The organism is Duganella sp. AC917 (assembly GCF_979258245.1).
Window position 1 is genome coordinate 110,994 of the sequence record NZ_OZ409848.1, and the last position, 17,124, is coordinate 128,117.

14 protein-coding genes are annotated in these 17,124 nt (G+C 66.6%); 4 read left to right on the forward strand and 10 right to left on the reverse strand.

Annotated elements, in window-relative coordinates; all coding sequences use genetic code 11:
* Positions 1 to 4 precede the first annotated feature (4 nt).
* Together ACZ0BA_RS00475 and ACZ0BA_RS00480 are read left to right on the forward strand one after the other, a co-directional pair.
* On the forward strand, positions 5 to 865 hold the full coding sequence (locus ACZ0BA_RS00475; protein WP_463449420.1) for a phosphate/phosphite/phosphonate ABC transporter substrate-binding protein: 861 nt from the start codon (positions 5 to 7) through the stop codon (positions 863 to 865).
* Positions 843 to 2,126, forward strand: a complete 1,284-nt coding sequence (locus ACZ0BA_RS00480; RefSeq protein WP_463449421.1) for a ferritin-like domain-containing protein — start codon at positions 843 to 845, stop codon at positions 2,124 to 2,126. Before ACZ0BA_RS00475 ends, ACZ0BA_RS00480 begins: the two co-directional genes overlap by 23 nt.
* Before the next feature lie 21 nt (positions 2,127 to 2,147).
* Here ACZ0BA_RS00480 and ACZ0BA_RS00485 read toward each other — a convergent pair whose 3' ends face one another.
* The 8 genes from ACZ0BA_RS00485 to ACZ0BA_RS00520 form a co-directional block, all read right to left on the reverse strand.
* Positions 2,148 to 2,657, reverse strand: a complete 510-nt coding sequence (locus ACZ0BA_RS00485; RefSeq protein WP_463449422.1) for a hemerythrin domain-containing protein — start codon at positions 2,655 to 2,657, stop codon at positions 2,148 to 2,150.
* A 167-nt stretch (positions 2,658 to 2,824) separates the two neighbouring features.
* Positions 2,825 to 3,571 (reverse strand): tetratricopeptide repeat protein, encoded by a 747-nt coding sequence (locus tag ACZ0BA_RS00490; RefSeq protein ID WP_463449423.1) that lies wholly within the window; start codon positions 3,569 to 3,571, stop codon positions 2,825 to 2,827.
* Between the two features lie 15 nt (positions 3,572 to 3,586).
* The gene (locus ACZ0BA_RS00495; RefSeq protein ID WP_463449424.1) at positions 3,587 to 5,692 is read right to left on the reverse strand and encodes a bifunctional 2',3'-cyclic-nucleotide 2'-phosphodiesterase/3'-nucleotidase; all 2,106 of its coding nucleotides are present in this window, start codon (positions 5,690 to 5,692) and stop codon (positions 3,587 to 3,589) included.
* A gap of 170 nt (positions 5,693 to 5,862) precedes the next feature.
* Complete coding sequence (locus ACZ0BA_RS00500; protein ID WP_463449425.1) at positions 5,863 to 7,632, reverse strand: DUF3443 domain-containing protein; 1,770 nt, start codon at positions 7,630 to 7,632, stop codon at positions 5,863 to 5,865.
* 9 nt (positions 7,633 to 7,641) lie between these two features.
* A complete protein-coding gene (locus tag ACZ0BA_RS00505; protein WP_463449426.1) occupies positions 7,642 to 8,139 on the reverse strand; it encodes a DUF2844 domain-containing protein in 498 nt (165 codons plus the stop codon).
* Positions 8,140 to 8,287: 148 nt separating this feature from the next.
* Positions 8,288 to 10,693 carry a TonB-dependent receptor plug domain-containing protein gene (locus ACZ0BA_RS00510; protein ID WP_463449427.1) on the reverse strand — a complete coding sequence of 802 codons (2,406 nt, stop codon included), beginning with the start codon at positions 10,691 to 10,693 and terminating at the stop codon, positions 8,288 to 8,290.
* 168 nt (positions 10,694 to 10,861) lie between these two features.
* Positions 10,862 to 11,458 (reverse strand): hypothetical protein, encoded by a 597-nt coding sequence (locus ACZ0BA_RS00515; RefSeq protein WP_463449428.1) that lies wholly within the window; start codon positions 11,456 to 11,458, stop codon positions 10,862 to 10,864.
* Positions 11,455 to 12,264 (reverse strand): PhzF family phenazine biosynthesis protein, encoded by an 810-nt coding sequence (locus ACZ0BA_RS00520; protein ID WP_463449429.1) that lies wholly within the window; start codon positions 12,262 to 12,264, stop codon positions 11,455 to 11,457. Before ACZ0BA_RS00520 ends, ACZ0BA_RS00515 begins: the two co-directional genes overlap by 4 nt.
* Positions 12,265 to 12,324: 60 nt before the next feature.
* Here ACZ0BA_RS00520 and ACZ0BA_RS00525 point away from each other — a divergent pair, with 60 nt between their 5' ends.
* Positions 12,325 to 15,504 carry an error-prone DNA polymerase gene (locus ACZ0BA_RS00525; protein ID WP_463449430.1) on the forward strand — a complete coding sequence of 1,060 codons (3,180 nt, stop codon included), beginning with the start codon at positions 12,325 to 12,327 and terminating at the stop codon, positions 15,502 to 15,504.
* 236 nt (positions 15,505 to 15,740) lie between these two features.
* Positions 15,741 to 16,328, forward strand: coding sequence for a hypothetical protein (locus ACZ0BA_RS00530; protein WP_463449431.1), 588 nt, complete (start codon positions 15,741 to 15,743; stop codon positions 16,326 to 16,328).
* Between the two features lie 80 nt (positions 16,329 to 16,408).
* Here ACZ0BA_RS00530 and ACZ0BA_RS00535 read toward each other — a convergent pair whose 3' ends face one another.
* Both ACZ0BA_RS00535 and ACZ0BA_RS00540 read right to left on the reverse strand, forming a co-directional pair.
* Complete coding sequence (locus ACZ0BA_RS00535) at positions 16,409 to 16,588, reverse strand: hypothetical protein (RefSeq protein WP_463449432.1); 180 nt, start codon at positions 16,586 to 16,588, stop codon at positions 16,409 to 16,411.
* Positions 16,588 to 17,010, reverse strand: a complete 423-nt coding sequence (locus ACZ0BA_RS00540) for a PRC-barrel domain-containing protein (RefSeq protein ID WP_463449433.1) — start codon at positions 17,008 to 17,010, stop codon at positions 16,588 to 16,590. Before ACZ0BA_RS00540 ends, ACZ0BA_RS00535 begins: the two co-directional genes overlap by 1 nt.
* Between the last annotated feature and the right edge of the window lie 114 nt (positions 17,011 to 17,124).

A 17,124-nucleotide genomic window follows, 5' to 3' on the forward strand; every position in this document is an offset into this window, starting at 1 on the left:
ACACATGACAAGCACACCACTGATGATGGGCGCGGTCGCCTACGCGCCCAAGGTCGTCACGATCTGGGAAGGCTTCAAGGAATACTTCCGCCGCCACGGCCTGGCCTTCGACTACATCCTGTATTCCAATTACGAGCGCCAGGTCGAGGCGCAGTTCGACGGCGCCATCGACCTGGCGTGGAACTCGCCGCTGGCCTGGGTGCGCGCCGAGCGCATCGCCGCCGCGCGCGGCCTGACGCTTGACACGGTGGCCATGCGCGATACCGACCGCGACCTGACGTCGGTGCTGGTCACGCGCGCCGATTCGCCGGTGACCGAACTGGCGTGGTTGGCCGGCAAGACCATCGGCTTCGGCGCCATCGATTCGCCGCAGGCGCGCCTGATTCCGCTGGACCACCTGCGCCACCACGGCCTGCTGGCCGGGCGCGACTTCATGGCGCGCCACTTCGACGTACTGGGCGGCAAGCATGGCGACCACATCGGCGGCGAACGCGACGCCGCCCAAGCGCTGGTCGACGGCGAGATCGACGCTGCCTGGATGATCGACGGCAACCACATGGCGTTCTCGCGCGAGGGCTTGCTGGCGGCCGGCACCACGCGCATCCTGGCCCGCACCGCGCCGTTCGACCACTGCAACTTCACCGTCAGCCCGGGCGCGCCGGCCGCGCAGATCAAACAGTTCACCGAACTGCTGCTGGCGATGCGCTGGGACGACGCAGACGTGCGCCCGCTGCTGGAGATGGAGGGCCTGCGGCAATGGCTGCCGGGCCGCACCAGCGGCTACGACGCCTTGATACGCGCCGCCGACGACGAGCGTTTCTACGACCAAGCGGGGCACATCATTGCAAGCGACTATCGATATTGAGCAACTCGGCTTCGACGCCGGCGCCCACGTGCTGGTCAAGCACGCGCTGGCGGCGCTGCCGCCGGGGCAAACGTTGCAGGTGCGCGGGCGCGCTTACGGCTGGGAAGGCCAGCTGATCGCGTGGTGCCGCACGCAGGGCCACCAGTGCGTGTTCGGGCAAGGTGAGGATCGGGGTCAAGGCGACGATATCGCCGGCAACATCGCCACCGTGCGCCGCCACGGCGACACGAATGGCGACACGAATGGCGACACGAACGGCGCCGCCAACGACGTCCACACGGGCGCGGGCGGACGCTGGCGCGGCGCGCTGCGCACCGGCCACGCCGATCCGGCCTTGCCCGGCGCGCTGGCCGAACGCGCCGACGCCCGCTGGGGCCTGGCCGCGCGCGGCGCGACGGTGGAGGCCGGCTCGCCGGCGATCGCCTTCCGCCTGGCCGAACGCGACGAGGTCTGGGGCGAGCGCGCGGCCGACCTGTACGCGCAAGCCGCCGCCGCGCAGTGGGACCCGCAAACGGCGATCGACTGGGCCGCGCCGTTCGCGCTGCCCGACATCGTCGAGGACGCGGTGGTGCAGGTGCTGACCTATATGATCGAAAACGAAGTGGCCGCGCTGGTGGTGCCGGCGCGCTTCCTGGGCCAATTGCATCCGCACTACCGCGAGGTGCAGGCGGTGCTGGCGATCCAGGTCGCCGACGAGGCCCGCCACATCGACGTGTTCACGCGCCGCGTGCGGCTCAAGGGCCGCGAGCCGGGACTGTCCACCGCCGGCGGCCAGGCCTCGCTCAAGACCTTGCTCGACGAACCGGATTTCTCGGTGGCCGAGTTTTTATTGTCGGTGCTGGGCGAGGGCACGTTTGTCAGCCTGCTGCACTTCCTGCACGAGCACGCGCCGGACCCGGTCACGCGCCAGATCGCCCGGCTGGCCGCGCGCGACGAGGCGCGCCATGTCGCCTTCGGCATGACGCACCTGGCCGCGCGGCTCGAGAGCGACCCCGGTTTCCGCGCGCGGCTGGCCAACGCGGTACAGTCGCGCAACGATGCGCTGTCGGCCACGTCGGGCCTGAACGAGGAGGTGTTCGACGCGCTGATCCTGCTGGCGGCCGGCGAGCTGACGGTGCCGGCGATCGCGGCCGGCTATCTGAAAGTGCAGCAGTTGATGCGCGACATGGCCGAGGGGCGCCAGGCCCGGCTCGAGCGGCTGGGCTTTGGCAAGGTGGCCGCGCAGCATCTGTCGTCGCTGCATACGCGTAACTTCATGTGACGGCAGCGGGCCTGGCGTTGGTCATGCTTTCGGCAGCGTGACTTCTTCCCTGCGCTGGGCCATCTGCATGCCCAGTTCCATCAGGTCGAGCTTGGTGTTGCGCGCCTTCGGGAACATCTCGCTTTCCTCCTCCTCGACATGGTGCATCACCTGCTCGCCGAGCACCCTGACCTTGGCGTCGAACAGGTCGTCGCCGGCGTCCATCTGCATCAGCTGGGTGATCAAGTCCCTGGCCGCGGCGTGCTCGACGACCGCCTCGTCGACCAGATCGCCGCTGGCCTTGGCGGCCTTGCGCACGGCGGGGTAGAAGATTTCCTCTTCGATGGTCGAATGCCTGGTCAACTCCTCGCAGATCTGCAGCGCCAGTTTCTGCTTGCCGGCGTGGGCGCGGCTGCCCAGCGCTTCGTATTGTTCGAACAGCGAACGTAGCTGATCGTGGTCCTCGGTCAGCAGGGTCAGGGCGTCTTGCGGATCGGTTTCGGCGGGGATCGGTTGGGGCGTCTTGCCCTCGGATTGGGACGTATGTTTCATGTCGGCTCCTTGCGTGGCTAATGAAATGGCGGATCGTAACAGCGGAAAATCCCCCGGGAGACCGCCATGCGCCCCGAGTCGGATAGCCACGTTACGACCGCCAAAATCGAGCGTCTGTGCGTTGTTCAACGCAGCCGCCGCCGGCCATGAGCCAGATCAAGCTTAGATCAAAAACGGTTCCAGTTGTTGTGGCGGTGCTCGGTCGCCTCCTTGAGCAGGTAACCGGCGCGGCGCTCGTCCTTCGCGCTATGGGCGTCGCCCAGCTGCACCGTCATCGCCAGCTCCTGCAACGCCGGCGGGTACTCGTGTTCGGCTGATTGCTCCAGCAGCGTGCGCGCCTTTGCCGGGTCCCGCGCCACGCCGCGTCCCTCGCTGTAGAAGTACGACAGCAGGAACATCGCGTGCGCGTTGCCGCCGTCGCTGGCCGCCTGCAGCCAGCGCGCGGCCAGCCGGTCGTCGCGGGCGACGCCGTCGCCGTTCTTGTAGAGCTGGCCGAGCACCAGCGCCGCCCGCGCATGCCGCTGCTGCGCCGCCACGCTGTACCACGGCGCGGCCGCCGCCGGTTGCGCCGGCACCCCGGCCACGCCCAGCCGCAACAACTCGCCCAGCTGGAACGCCGCCTCGACATCGCCGCCGCGCGCCGCCTGCTCGAATAGTTTCAGCGCCTCGCCGCGCTGCTCGGGCCGGCTCTTATACAGCAGCGCCAGCTCGCGCTGGGCCACCGGCATGTCCTGCCGCGCCCACCCCATCAGCTTGCGCTCGGCGCCGGCGTCGGCCTGCTGCAGCGCCTGCATGCCGACGGTCTCGATCTGCGCCGCGTCCGGCGGCTCGCGCTGGATCTGGCAGCCCTGCGCGCCGAGCAGCAGCGCCGACGCCAGCGCCGACGCCAGCAACTTCACTGGAAGGTTGTTCATCGTCGCGCTCCCTGATTATTTGCTCAGATCGATGTTGTACTTCGCGAAGCCGCTGGCGTCGAGCGCTCCCTCGGCGGCGACGGCCGTGATGCCGCTGCTCTTCGCCAGCGCCAGATGGCCCGGCGCCGAGCGCAGGATCACCGGACCGGCGGTGGCCGTCTTGACGAAACTCCAGCTGCGCGCGCTGCCGTTGTCGGCCAGGGTGACCTTGCCGGTGGACGCGCCCAGCGCGGCCAGGTAGTTGCTGACCACGGTCTGGTTGGCGTCCGGCGACTTGATGATGGTCTTGCTGCCGTCGATGCCGGGCACGGCGCCGCCGCCGCCGGCGCGATAATCGTTGGTGGCAACGATGAAGTCGTCGCCGTCGGCCACCGGTTTGCCCAGATAGGTCAGATTGACGATGCGGTTGCCGACCGGCTTGGTGACGTCGATCTGGTACGTCAGGGCGTTGTTTTCGGCGTAGAACACGTCGTAGTTATAAATCGTACCGTAGCTCGGCACCAGATCCTGCTCGGTCGTCTTGGCCGGGTCGATCTGGCCGAACTGCTTGGCCGACGTCTCCAGCCACGCCTTCAGGTCGCTGCCCTTGATCTTCACCGCCTGCAAGTTGTTATTGCTGTACAGGTAAAGATCGCCCGGATTGCGCACCTGCAATCCGATTGGCGCGGCGGCGCTGGCGCCCGGCGCCACGTCGGTGAAGTCCGACGGCCCGTTGCGGCCGGCCTTGAACGGCGCGCTGCACGAGATCACCGGAATATTCTTGTAGCTGGCGAGGGTGGCGTCGGTGCTGCTGGCGATGAATTTCTTGACGTAATCGAGCTGCGCCTGGTTGACCAGCTGGATCGCGCTGACGTCGCCGGCCAGCGCGAAATAGGCCGACATCTCGAAGTCGGTGGCCACGCCCAGCGGCTGCCTGGCGTAGGCGATGGTCGCGGCATGCTCGGCGGCCACCAGCGGCGCGATGGCCGGATCGGCCTTGACGATGGTCGTGCCGTCGGCGTACTTGAAGCCGCGCGACTCGACCGTCGTCTTGGCCGGCTGCACCACCCACTTGCCGCCGGTGTAGGCCAGGGTCATCCTGATGATGCCCAGGCGCCGGCCCCAGCTTTGCGCCATCACGGTCGGCACGCCGTTGACGAAGCCGTTGACGGCATCGATCTTGGCGCTGGCCGGGAAAGCCGCAAACGAGGCGTCCAGCGCGGCCGCGCCCGGCTCTTTGCCTTTCGGGAAGATCAGGTGCGAATGGCCGATCAGCAGGGCGTCGATGCCGGTGGTGGTCAGGTGATAGCTGCCGTTTTCCATTTTCGGGCTGTACGGGCTTGGATCGAGGCCGCCGTGCGACAGCGCCACGACCAGGTCGGCGCCGTTGGCGCGCAGCTCGGGCACGTATTGCTTGGCCGCCTCCTGCACGCCGGTCACGGCGACCTTGCCGGCCAGGTTCTTCTGGTCCCACTCGAGGATCTGCGGCGGCACAAAGCTCAGCAGGCCGATGTTGACTTTGACGTCGAGCTTGCCGCCGTCGGGCGTGGTGGCCGAAAACGTGCGCGGCAACACCACATACGGTTGCACGATCGGCTTGCCGCTGGCCACGCCGGTAACGTTGCTCAACGTCAGCGGGAACGCCGGCGCGCCGCAGGTGCCACTGGGCTTGGCCACGCCGGGAATGCCGAAGTCGGTGTTGGTGATCTGGCTCAGCAGCGGCAAACCGTAGTTGAATTCATGGTTGCCGAAGCCGCCGCCGTCGTACTTCATCGCGTTCATGGCCTTGTGCACGGCCATCGTCTCGGAACACGGAATCGGTTTGGTCACGGCCTGCAAGTCGCCCAGCAGCGTGCCCTGGATGGTATCGCCGTCGTCGAGCAGCACGTTGTTAGGCGTCTCGGCGCGCGCGGCCTGCACCAGGGTCGACGTGCGTTCGAGGCCCAGGCTGGTGTCCTCGGACAGCGAATAATAGTTATAGCTCATCACGTTGGCGTGGATGTCGGTGGTCTCCATCAACGCCAGGGTCACGGTGGTGCCCTCCGGAATCGCCGGGACCGGATTGGACTCGCCGCCGCAGCCCGCCAAACCGATCACGCCCGCCGCCGCCAGCGCCGCCACCATCACCGAATTCATCCTCATCGCACCCTCGAAATGTAAAATATCAAGGTGTTGATTTTAGCCAATTCAGATGACAGCGCCGTGACAAATTTCAACACTAACCCCGGGGTCAAGTCTGTCATTCGGACACGAGCACAGCTGCACCAAGGATCAGCCCGTGTCCGAATGACAGACTTGACCCCGGTGTTGTGTCAGTAGGCCCACAGCGGGCCGGTTTTGCCGTTGACCGTGGCGCCCTCCATGACGACAAACACGCGGCGGCCGTAGAAGAACGGCAGGCCCCAGTCGAAGTAGTCGGTGTTGCTGGCCGTGGCCGTGCTGGTCAGCGTGCCGCCGACGTGGGCCGCTTGCACCGTCGAGGCCAGTTGCACCAGGTTGACGACGTTGAAGGCGACCGTGCCGCTGGCGCTGCCGTCGGCGGCGCTGTTGGTCGCGCTCAGCGCCAGCGTCGCGGCCGGGCAGAAGAAGTCGCCGCCGGAGCAGGTGCGGATCGTGGCGTCGCTGAAAAAGTAGCCGTTCGAGCCGCTGTCGATGAAGCTCGAGGCGTACGTTTTGCCCTTGTAGGTGGTGCTGAAGTCGCCGCTGGTGTCGGTGTTGAACATCGTTTCGCCGGCGATCGTGTTGTTGGCTTGCGTGTTGACGCCGAAGATCAACGTGCCGCTGACCGATGTCAGGCCGGCCGTGCCCACCGCCGGCAAGCTCACCAGCACGCCGTTATTGTTGACCGCGAACCCGGCCACCGGATTGCTGATCTGCGACGCCAGCGGCATGGCAGTGGCCGTGCAGGCGCCGCCGGTGCAGGCGTAGTAGACGCCGCTGATGGCCGCGCGCGCGCAGGCGCTGCCGCAGTCGTGCTGGAACAGGCCGACGCCGAGGATGCCCTTGGCGCCCATCGCCGCCAACGTGCCGAGGTTGTTGCCGGCGCTGCTGCAGCTGGCCGGCGTGGTGGCGTAGTTGGCGCCGGCGTCGCCGATGACCTGGATCGGGATGCCGGCGGCCACTTCGTCGGCCATCTTGACGTCGGCCCGGCGCACCGCGCCCCAGGTGTAGCCGCTGATGAACTTGCCGCATTCGGCGGCGTCGGCGCCGGACGGCGCTTGCACGACCGGCAGCGCCAGGCTGGTGTCGAGCGCGGACGCCAGCAGGCGCAGGCCGTAGGAGCCGGTGTCGAGCATGACGTGGTCGACCGTCTGGCAGGTGGTGGTGCCGGGCCGGCATACGGTGACGTTGACGTAAGGCACGTTGATGACGCCGCCCACGCCGGCCGGGCCGCTGTCGACGCTGATGGTGGTGCTGTTCGACAGCGCCGCCGTCACGCTCAGCGCGGCGCTGGCGCTGGCGCTGCCGCCGTCGCCGCTGCAGGTGAGGCTGTAGGTGAAGTTGCCGGCGCTCGTCGAGGCAACCGTGACCGACCCGGAGGTGGCCTTGATGCCGGTCCAGGCACCGCTGGCGGTGCAGCTGGTGGCGTTGGCCGACGACCAGCTTAGCACCGACGTTTGCGCGGTGCTGATGTTGGCCGGCGCCAGGGTCAGGCTGGTGGTGGGCGACGGCGGCGGTGTGCTCACAACCACCGCGGCGGTGCCGCTGGCGCCGCCGCAGGTGAGCGTGTAGTTGGCGGTGCCGGCGGCCCCGGTGGTGACCGTTTGCGTGCCGCTGGCGCCGCGCGCGCCGCTCCAGGCGCCCGACGCGGTGCAGCCGGCGGCCGGCGGGTTGCTGACGCTCCAGCTCAGCGTGACGACCTGGCCGCTGGTGGTGGCGGTCGGCGTGGCGCTGATGCTGACCACCGGCGTGGCGCCGGCGTCGGCGGTGATGGTCGTCGTCGTGGTAGTGCTGGCTGCGGCCGCGCTGTTGCCGCCACCGCCGCCGCAGGCGGTCAGTGCCAGGCTCAGCAGGGCACAGCCCAGGGCGGCGATCCAGGTCGGCGTGAGGCCGGGGCGGGGCGGGCGGGGCAGGCGGGGCATGCGGTGGTCCTAGTCGATGGTGGTGGTGTCGAAGCCGGCCGGCAGCGCGGCGGGCAGCCAGGCGTGGCCGGCGAACGAGCGCATGTGGCCGTTCGAGACGAGCACCACGTCCGATTGGTCCAGCGCCAGTTGCGAGTGGCCGGCCTGGGCGCGCTTGCCGGCCGAGTTGGTCATGACCGCGAACTTGTCGCCCAGCAGGGTGCGCAGGTCCGGCAGGCTCGGACCGCGCCAGCTGACGGCAAACACCTTGCCGGCGGTGTCGCTGTATTCGCGCACCACGGTGCCGCTGTCGAGCGTGCTCTGGGTGACCGTGTAGACGGCGTCTGCGGCGGTATTGGCCGCCGCGGTTGCGCCCGTGGCGCCGGTGGACGCGGCGGCTGCCGCCGTCAGCCGCCGTGCCGTGATCGGCAAGCCGCCGAAGTCGGACGGCGAACCGCCCAGCGCGGCGTAGGCCAGCGCGCCCTGCAGCAGCGTGAGAAATAACATGAGTGCGATCGCGTGGCGCATGGTGTGCTCCGTTGCCTGGAATAAATACCAGTGTAGGGCGCGATCGGGTTGAAATGCGTTAGTGAAATGTAAGCAAACGTAAAGGTGATGCCTTTGCCAATAAAAAAACGGCGCCCGCAGGCGCCGTCGTTCGTCCGTACGAATCGGATTAGAAGCGCACCCACAGGCGGCCGAAGTACGAGGCGCCGTTCAGGCCGAACTGCACGCTCTCATACTTGAAGCCGTTGTCGGTCTGGTCGGCATCCTGCGACGTCGGCTTGACGTTGAAGATATTGTTGCCGCCCAGGGTGAACTTCATGTTCTTGTTGATCGTGTACGTGAAGCTCAGGTCGGCCGAGGTTTTCGACTCGTAGCGCTGGTTGGCCACGCCGTTGGCGGTGCCGTCGAAGGTGCCCAGCGTCTGCGGGCCGAAGTGGATGATCTTGAAGTCCGTCTCCAGCGCGCCGGTGACGAAGTCGAAGCCCAGGGTGACCTTCGATTTCGGCGCGCCCTGTTCGATGTACAGGCGTTCCTTCTCCGACAGCAGCACGTCCTCGAAGCCTTGCAGCGCGGCCGGCGCATGGATGCCGGTGACCTCGGTCTTGCTGGCGTTGAGCGCCAGGTAGGTGGTCAGGCGGTTGGCGCCGAAGTTGGCCTTGTGCGAGGCGGTCAAGTCCACGCCCTGGGTCTTGGTGTCGACCGAGTTGACGAAGAATTGCGCCTCGCCCACGCCCAGCGACGCCAGGCGGTCGGCCAGGTCGGGGTAGTTGTCGGCGTTGAAGCGGCCCGACAGCACGATGCGGTCCTTGATCTTGATGCGGTACAGGTCGGCCGTGACGGAAATCGCCTCGCTTGGCGTCCAGGTCGTGCCCAAGGTGAAACTGGTCGACTTTTCTTCCTTCAGTTTCGGGATGCCGGCCGCGTTGGCGACCACGCCGCCGTTCGGCGCCAGCACCACTTCCTTCGGCACGCCGCCGATGAAGTCGGTGAAGGTGGTCGACAGGTGGCTTTGCTGCAGCGACGGCGCGCGGAAGCCGGTGCTGGCCGAGCCGCGCAGCAAGGTGCTTGGCGCCACGCGCACCGAGCCGGCCAGCTTGCCCGTCACGGTCGAGCCGAAGTCGCTGAATTTCTCGTAGCGCACCGCCGCCTGGGCCTTGACGGCGTCGGTCAGGTCGGCCTCGAGGTCGAGGTAGGCGGCGTTGCTGTGGCGCTTGGCCTTGGTTTCGTCGCCAGGCTGGAAGCCCGGGAAACCCTGGCTGCCGGCGTTGCCGCCGTTGCCGACGCCGTCGGCGTCGATGTAGGAGCCGCGTTCGCCGGCGAAGATCTTGAATTCCTCGCTGCGGTATTCGCCGCCGAAGGCGACGTTCAAGCCGCCGCCGAGCACGCCGTCATAGTAGCGCGACAGGTCGACGTTGGTGGTCAGTTGCTGGAACGAGAAGCCGCCGGCGTCGAACGCGCTGGCGCTGACGCCGCGGCCGCCGCCGAGCAGGTCCTGGTTGGCGATCGAGGCGTTGATCGTGTTGCTGATGTTGTACATCATCTTGTTGTAGCCGTAGGTCTGCGACAAGTCGGTGTTCCATTCGCCCAGCTTGATGCGGTGGCCGACGGTGGCGTAGCGGTCATCGATCTTGGCGTTGATGAAGGGCACGAAGCCGTTCGGGTACATCGCTGCCGAGTTGCGGCTCGGGATGTCGTCCGAGCCGACGCCGCCGCGCGCGAACGCGGCCGACGAGCCGTCGCGCTTCTGGGCGCCGGCGGTGAAGTACAGCTTGCCCGTGCCGGTGGTCGGCAGTTCGCCGTTCACATAGATGGTCTGGTTCTCGGTCTTGGTGTCGCCGATGATGCGCGGGTTGTCGGCCTCGGCGCGGTTCGAGCGGCCACGGTCGAGGTATTCGCCGGTGATGCCGACCACGCCGCCGTTGCCGATGCTAAAGCCGCAGTACGCCGAGCCGAGCCAGTTCTCGCCGTCGCCGGCCGAGTACTGGCTGTAGCCGGCGACGGCTTCGCAGCCGAGGCTCTTCTTGAGGCCGATGTCCATGACGCCGGCGATCGCGTCCGAGCCGTACTGGGCGGCGGCGCCGTCGCGCAGCACCTGCACGTCCTTGATGGCCAGCATCGGGATGGCGTTGAGGTCGGTGCCGGTGTTGCCGCGGTTGCGCGCGCCGAACAGGTTGACCAGCGCGGTGGTGTGGCGGCGCTTGCCGTTGACCAACACCAGGGTCTGGTCCGAGCCCAGGCCGCGCAGCGCGGCCGAGTCGACCAGGTCGGCGCCGTCCGAGCCGCTTTGGCGGGTCGAGTTGAACGACGGCGAGATATAGGTCAGCGATTGCGCCAGGTCGAACTGGCCACCTTGTTCGGACACCTTGTTCATCGGGATGATATCGACCGGCACCACGGTGTCGGTGGCCGACGAGGTGGCGCGCCGCGAGCCGACCAGCGTGACCGTTTGCATGGGAGCGGCGGCGGGGTCGGTCGGCACCACGGTTTGGGCGTGGGCGGCGGGGCTCAGGGTCAGCGCGGCGGCGCCGTAGAGGGTGAACAGGACGGCGTTGCGTAAGGTGGTGTTGGCTGGCACGTTGAGGCTCCCATGAAAAATTTGATTTTATTCAAATAATTTATATTGATATGGGTTTTCTGCCAATTTTGCGTTTAAACACTATTTAGTGTTGTTTTGACGCGCCAACCGGCGTCCCGGCCGGGTTCGCGTCTACGTAGTGCTACGGAGTGAGTCACGCGAATGTGATTAATGTCTGTACTGGAACTTGCCGTTGCACTGGAAGCCGAACTTGAACGGCGGGGGCTCGAAATCGCGCTCGCACAGGCGGCGCGGCACCTCGTCGTAGGCGACCAGCACGCCTTGTTCGCCGATGAAGACCTGGATCGTCCCGCCCCATTCGTTCTGCACGCGATCCGGCTCGGGATCGAGGCGCCTGAACACGGCGTAATAATTCGGTGTGTTCGGGTCGAAGCGGCTTTTATGCGGCATGCGGACCATGCGGCTAACCGCTGCATCGGGCATTTGCCTGAGCTTGCGCGCGGTTGCCCAGGCTCGCGACTCGGGTGTCAGGATGGACGGCGACAGCGCTCCCGCCGGCATCGGCTTCCTACCCCGGAACGTGGCATAAAAAGCGACGCCCTCGGCTTGCTCGTTCAGTCTCGGTCCCCCGATGAATGGACGGTAGACCTCCGTGTACGCTAAATAGATGGTGGCCAGGACCAGCAAAACTAGTGCGAGAAACACCCTGTCCGACATCGGCGGTTTACGTATGCGCGCGGGCTTGGGGACGTGTTTGTGCAGCAGTGTGTACTTGTATTTGCGTTTGCGCCTGGACTTGCTCATCGGTTGTCCCCGGTGGCGGAGCGCGTCGCGCCGCCGATCAGGACCATGCCGCCTCTGCCCGCCCCGATAGTTGCACGGATGCGGCACGGCTGGCCGAGATTCACGCCCTGGTACAAGGTCACGTCCGCGCCCAGGTGGACGGCGAGGGCGCCAGCGGCCACGCCGGTAGCGCCGTCTTCCATCGCGGGATCGAGGTGGTTGAAGCTGCGGCCTTCGAGCGCGCCGTCGGCCCGGCGGCACCAAGCGTAGCAGCCGTTGACGCGGTGCTCGCGGCCCCAATCGGCGATGGCTTGCAAGTCCGGACGCAGCGCGTGCAGTGCGGCGCTGTCGGCCACCTCCAGTAACAATTTGGGGCTGCCGACCGACGCCACGGCTGGCGCCGATGCCAATTCCAGCCCGGGCGCGGCCAGCAGGCGCGCCGCTACGTCGGTGGCGATCGCCGGCTGCGTGACCGGTTGCGGCGAAAGTTCGACGAACATGTCGTCGCCATCCTCGGGCAACTTGAGCGTTAGCGGCTGGCCGCGCATGGCGGTGTGCACGGTCAAGCTCGGACGTTGCGGCGACAGTAGCACGCGCGCCGCCGCCAGGGTCGCGTGCAGGCACAGCGGGCTGCGCGTGTGCGGATAGTAATAGTCGAGAACCACGCCGCCGTCGGGCGCGGTGTCGATGAACACGCAGGCGGGCAGGGCGCGCTCGCGGGCGAAGCGCTGGCGCTGCTCGGCGTCAGTATCGTCGTGTTGGACCACGAGCGCGGCATTGCCGCCGCCGGGAGCGGTGCCGAAGCAAAGAAGTTGATGAATGAGCATGACTTGAGTATACCGTGCGGTGACGGTGTAAAATACTGTACATAAATACAGTTATCCATCATGAGCCCGCTACCGTCACCACCAGCATCGTCGCCAGGATTGCCGGCCTACGCCGAGCTGTTCTGCATGAGTAACTTTTCCTTCCTGCAGGGCGCCTCGCGTCCCGAGGAGCTGGTCGCGCGCGCCGTCGAGCTCGATTACGCCGGCTTGGCCATCACCGACGAGTGCTCGTTGGCCGGCGTGGTGCGCGCGCACGCGGCGGCCAAGGAGGCCGGCCTGCCGCTGGTCATCGGCAGCCATTTCCACCTGAAAAACCCGGACGGCAGCGCGGCGCTGTCGGTCATTGCGCTGGCTAAAAACCGCGAGGGCTACGGCAATTTGTGCGAGCTGATCACGATCGCCCGCAACCGCGTGGCCAAGGGCGACTATCTGCTCACGCCGGCCGACCTGGCCGCGCCGGCACCGGCTTACTCGCATTTGAAAGGCTTGCCGGACTGCCTGATGATACTGTTGCCGCACTATCCGGCGCACCAGCCGGACGATGTCGACCGGCTGCACGCGCAGGCGGCGTGGATGGAGGCGACCTTTCCCGGGCGCGCGTGGATGGGGCTGACCCTGCTGCAGCGCGCCTTCGACGAAGCGCACCGCCTCAGCATCGACGAGGTGGCCTTGCAGCACGGCATGGCGGTGGTGGCGCTGGGGCAGGTGTGCATGCACGTGCGCTCGCGCAAGCCGCTGCACGACACCTTGACGGCGGTGCGGGTAGGCAAACCGGTCGGGGAGTGCGGCTACGCGCTGGCGCAGAATGCCGAGCAGCATCTGCGACCGCGCCTGCGGCTGGCGAACCTGTATCCGCCGTCGGCGCTGTTCGAAACCCTGCGCATCATGCAGGAGTGCACCTTCAAGCTGACCGAACTGCGCTACGAGTATCCGCGCGAACTGGTGCCGGCCGGCCATACGCCGGCCAGCTATCTGCGCCAGGAGGTCTATCTGGGCGCGGACCGGCGCTTTCCGGCCGGTGTGTCGGCCAGGGTGCGGGCCCAGATCGAGAGCGAGCTTGAACTCATCGCCGAGCTCGAATACGAGCCGTATTTCCTGACCGTCTACGACATCGTGCGTTTTGCCCGCGGCCAGGGCATCCTGTGCCAGGGACGCGGTTCGGCGGCCAACTCGGTGGTGTGTTTCTGCCTCGGCGTGACCGAAGTCGATCCCGAGCGCAGCAACATGCTGACCGGGCGTTTCATTTCGCGCGAGCGCAACGAGCCGCCCGATATCGACGTCGACTTCGAGCACCAGCGGCGCGAGGAGGTGATCCAGTACATCTACAAGAAATACGGCGCCGACCGCGCCGCGCTGGCTGCGGTCGTCATCAGCTACCGGCCCAAGAGCGCACTGCGCGACAGCGGCAAGGCGCTTGGCGTCGACCTGGCCATCGTCGAAAAGGTCGCCAAGTCGCACCATTGGTTCGACAGCCGGCACGACCTGGTCGGGCGTCTGGCCGAGTGCGGACTGGACCCGGACTCGCAACTGGCGCAGCAATGGGCGACGTTGGCGATGATGTTGCTGGGCTTTCCGCGCCACCTGTCGCAGCACCCTGGTGGCTTCGTGATCTCGCACGAGAAGTTGTCGCGGCTGGTGCCGATCGAGGCGGCCACGATGGAAGGGCGCTGCGTGATCCAGTGGGACAAGGATGACCTCGAGGAACTGGGCTTGATGAAGGTCGATGTGCTGGCGCTGGGCATGTTGTCGGCGCTGCGGCGCGCGCTCGACATGGTCGGCCAGCGCCGTGGCGCACCGTTCCGCATGCAGGACATTCCGTCCGAGGACAAGCCCACCTACGCGATGATGTGCCAGGCCGACACCATCGGCGTGTTCCAGATCGAGTCGCGCGCCCAGATGAGCATGCTGCCACGGCTGCGGCCGCAAGTGTTCTACGACCTGGTCATCGAAGTGGCGCTGGTGCGGCCGGGACCGATCCAGGGCGGCATGGTGCATCCGTATCTGCAGCGGCGCCAGGACAAGCGGCTGGTCCAGTATCCGGCCGGGCTGGAGGAAGCGCTCGGCCGCACCTTGGGCGTGCCGATCTTCCAGGAGCAGGTGATGCAGATCGCCGTCATCGCCGCCGGCTTCAGCGAGGGCGAGGCCGATCAATTGCGGCGCGCGATGGCGGCCTGGAAGCGCAAGGGCGGCGTCGACAAATACCACGCCCGCATCGTCGAAGGCATGACCGAGCGCGGCTACGAGCCCGAGTTCGCCGAATCGATCTTCCGGCAAATCCAGGGCTTCGGCGAATACGGCTTTCCCGAATCGCACGCGGCCAGTTTCGCGCTGCTGACCTACGCCAGCTCGTGGCTCAAATGTCATGAACCGGCCGCCTTCCTGTGCGCCTTGCTCAACAGCCAGCCGATGGGGTTCTACAGTCCGTCGCAACTGGTGCAGGACGCCAAGCGCCACGGCGTGGTGGTGCGCGAGATCGACGTCACCGTCAGCGGCTGGGATTCGTCGCTGGAGGAGCCGGTGGGCAAGCTCGGCCAGCCGGCGGTGCGGCTCGGCCTGTCGATGATGAAAGGCATGCGCGACGGCGCCGCCGCACGCATCGAAGCGGCGCGCGCCGTCGCGCCGTTCGCCAGCGTCGCCGATCTGGCGCGGCGTGCCGACCTCGACCGCCATGACCTGCAAGTGCTGGCCGCCGGCAACGCGCTGGCCAATCTGGCCGGCAATCGCCGGCAGGCGCTATGGCAGGCGGTCGGCGCCGCGCCGGACAAGGACCTGCTGCGCCCGACCGCGCCGGACGAGGAAGCGCCGTTGCTGACGCCGCCGACCGAGGGCGAGGAAATCCTCGGCGACTACCGCTCGCACGGTCTCACGCTGGGCCGGCATCCGCTGGCGCTGCTGCGCGCCAAGCTGCTCGAGCACCGCTTCCTGCCGGCTGCCACGTTGAACACCTACACCAACGGCATGCTGGCGCGCGCCTGCGGCATGGTGACGGTGCGGCAGCGTCCCGGCACGGCCAAGGGCGTGCTGTTCCTGACCATTGAGGACGAGACCGGCAACGTCAACGTCATCGTCTGGCCCAAGCTGGTCGAGGAGCAGCGCCGCGAGGTGCTGAGCGCGCCGCTGCTGGGCGTGTACGGCGTGTGGCAGCAGGACGGCATCGTGCGCCACCTGGTGGCCAAGCGGCTGGTCGACATGTCGCACCTGCTGGGCCGCCTGCCGACCATCAGCCGCGATTTTTGCTGAGGTCGTAGTGCCAGCCGCCCCGTAAACCGCCGGGCAAGAATGTGGATTGCGCATGCGCTTGCCGGCGGTTCCGCAAGTGTGTGTGGGTGGAGAGCTCCGGCCACTCCGTGCGGGAACCGTACTCTTTTGGCTGTCGGTTTCTGTCTCTTTTCGTCGTTTTTGAACTCCAGTCCGGTCTCGCGGTCTAAAGAGACAGGAAGAGACAACAACCGACAGTAACCGCAAGGAGAAAGAGTATGAACCCCGCACAGACTCGTTTACTACCGCCGGCTACTGAACTCCAGCTTCAGGAATTCCTGCGCAAAAGCGGTAGCGCTTTATCGGTGACCGAGGCGCTCGTGGCGGCCGTCAAGTTGTGGATCAAACACGAGCAAACCGCCGCGCAGCCCGTGCGCGGCTATCAGTGGAAACTGTTATTTTTGCCTGAGCGCACGCGCGTTCGCATGCAATATGACGAACGCTGGTACAGCGCCGAAGTGATGGGCGACGACTTGATGTACGAAGGGGAGCCCGTATCGCCGCATCAGATGACGCAGGCCGTCGCCGGCGATGGCCGCAATGCCTGGCGGGATCTGTGGATACGCTTCCCAGGGGAAAAGAATTGGGTGTGTGCGGCACAACTACGCGCCCGCCTGCAAAAGCGTGCCGCCACTGCGCCGCCGACACCGGTCGAAGCCATGGCGAACGCCGCGAAAACGATGAGCAATGCGCTGAATGCCGCGTTGGTCCTGATCGAACACGTCGATTTGCAGTCGCGAAACACACTGGAGCGCCGCGTGCCGAAAAGCCGGCGGGATTATGATGAGCTGGACGACATCCACTGAAAAGACTTCGGCCGCCCGCGCAAACGGGCGGCCGAAGCCGTACTGCAACGATGAGCAGGGCGGTGGCTATCCCGCCAAAGTCATCGCTTTGCGCGCCGCAGATGCGCCGCCAACTGATATTTCTGGTCGTCGGACCAGCTTGCCAGCGTCACCGGGACGCCGGCCCGGGGCCGCGCCGCCGCTTGGCGCCGGCGGGCGATGCGCACCATTAACGTCGCGGTCAGTGCGGCCGCGCCGGCCAGCAGCAGGGCGGCCGACATCACAGCGGACCGCTGTCGAGGTTGTCGTAGCGGGTGCCGTAATAGCTGTGGATCTGGCTGGCCCAAGTCTGGTTGGCCATGTTTGGCCAGTGGTCGGTGTCGAAGCCGGGCGCGTTGTCGATGCGTTCCTTGTCGATGTTCAAGGTGAAGCGTTTGTTGACCGTGTCCAAGGTCAGCGCTTCCCACGGCACGGCAAACAGCTTTTCGCCGATGCTCAGGATGCCGCCCGACGACATGACCGCGTAGGCGATTTTGCCGGTGCGCATGTCGAGCATGATTTCCTTGATCTCGCCCAGGTGTTCGTTCTTCAGATTGTGAACGTGGTCGCCGATCAGCGTGTCCGCGCCCATCAGTTCTGGACCTGGACCCTTGTTGCCGTTGTCGACATACATACCGTAAGCATCGCGTTCTGTGTAGCTCATGATGTTCTCCTCTAAGAATGAGTTGCCATTCTGACTTTCTCGCGGGAGCTGGTCTGTACGCTGAGACACAGTCGGATCGATTGCCAAATGGGCCATTTTTATCGATTAATCAAC

Bases quoted from the DNA above. Each gene is read 5' to 3' on its own strand.
- ACZ0BA_RS00540 (WP_463449433.1), bottom strand. From the start codon at position 17,010: ATGAGCTACACAGAACGCGATGCTTACGGTATGTATGTCGACAACGGC.
- ACZ0BA_RS00475 (WP_463449420.1), top strand. From the start codon at position 5: ATGACAAGCACACCACTGATGATGGGCGCGGTCGCCTACGCGCCCAAG.
- ACZ0BA_RS00500 (WP_463449425.1), bottom strand. From the start codon at position 7,632: ATGCCCCGCCTGCCCCGCCCGCCCCGCCCCGGCCTCACGCCGACCTGG.
- ACZ0BA_RS00530 (WP_463449431.1), top strand. From the start codon at position 15,741: ATGAACCCCGCACAGACTCGTTTACTACCGCCGGCTACTGAACTCCAG.
- ACZ0BA_RS00535 (WP_463449432.1), bottom strand. From the start codon at position 16,588: ATGTCGGCCGCCCTGCTGCTGGCCGGCGCGGCCGCACTGACCGCGACG.
- ACZ0BA_RS00515 (WP_463449428.1), bottom strand. From the start codon at position 11,458: ATGAGCAAGTCCAGGCGCAAACGCAAATACAAGTACACACTGCTGCAC.
- ACZ0BA_RS00485 (WP_463449422.1), bottom strand. From the start codon at position 2,657: ATGAAACATACGTCCCAATCCGAGGGCAAGACGCCCCAACCGATCCCC.
- ACZ0BA_RS00495 (WP_463449424.1), bottom strand. From the start codon at position 5,692: ATGAGGATGAATTCGGTGATGGTGGCGGCGCTGGCGGCGGCGGGCGTG.
- ACZ0BA_RS00525 (WP_463449430.1), top strand. From the start codon at position 12,325: ATGAGCCCGCTACCGTCACCACCAGCATCGTCGCCAGGATTGCCGGCC.
- ACZ0BA_RS00505 (WP_463449426.1), bottom strand. From the start codon at position 8,139: ATGCGCCACGCGATCGCACTCATGTTATTTCTCACGCTGCTGCAGGGC.
- ACZ0BA_RS00490 (WP_463449423.1), bottom strand. From the start codon at position 3,571: ATGAACAACCTTCCAGTGAAGTTGCTGGCGTCGGCGCTGGCGTCGGCG.
- ACZ0BA_RS00520 (WP_463449429.1), bottom strand. From the start codon at position 12,264: ATGCTCATTCATCAACTTCTTTGCTTCGGCACCGCTCCCGGCGGCGGC.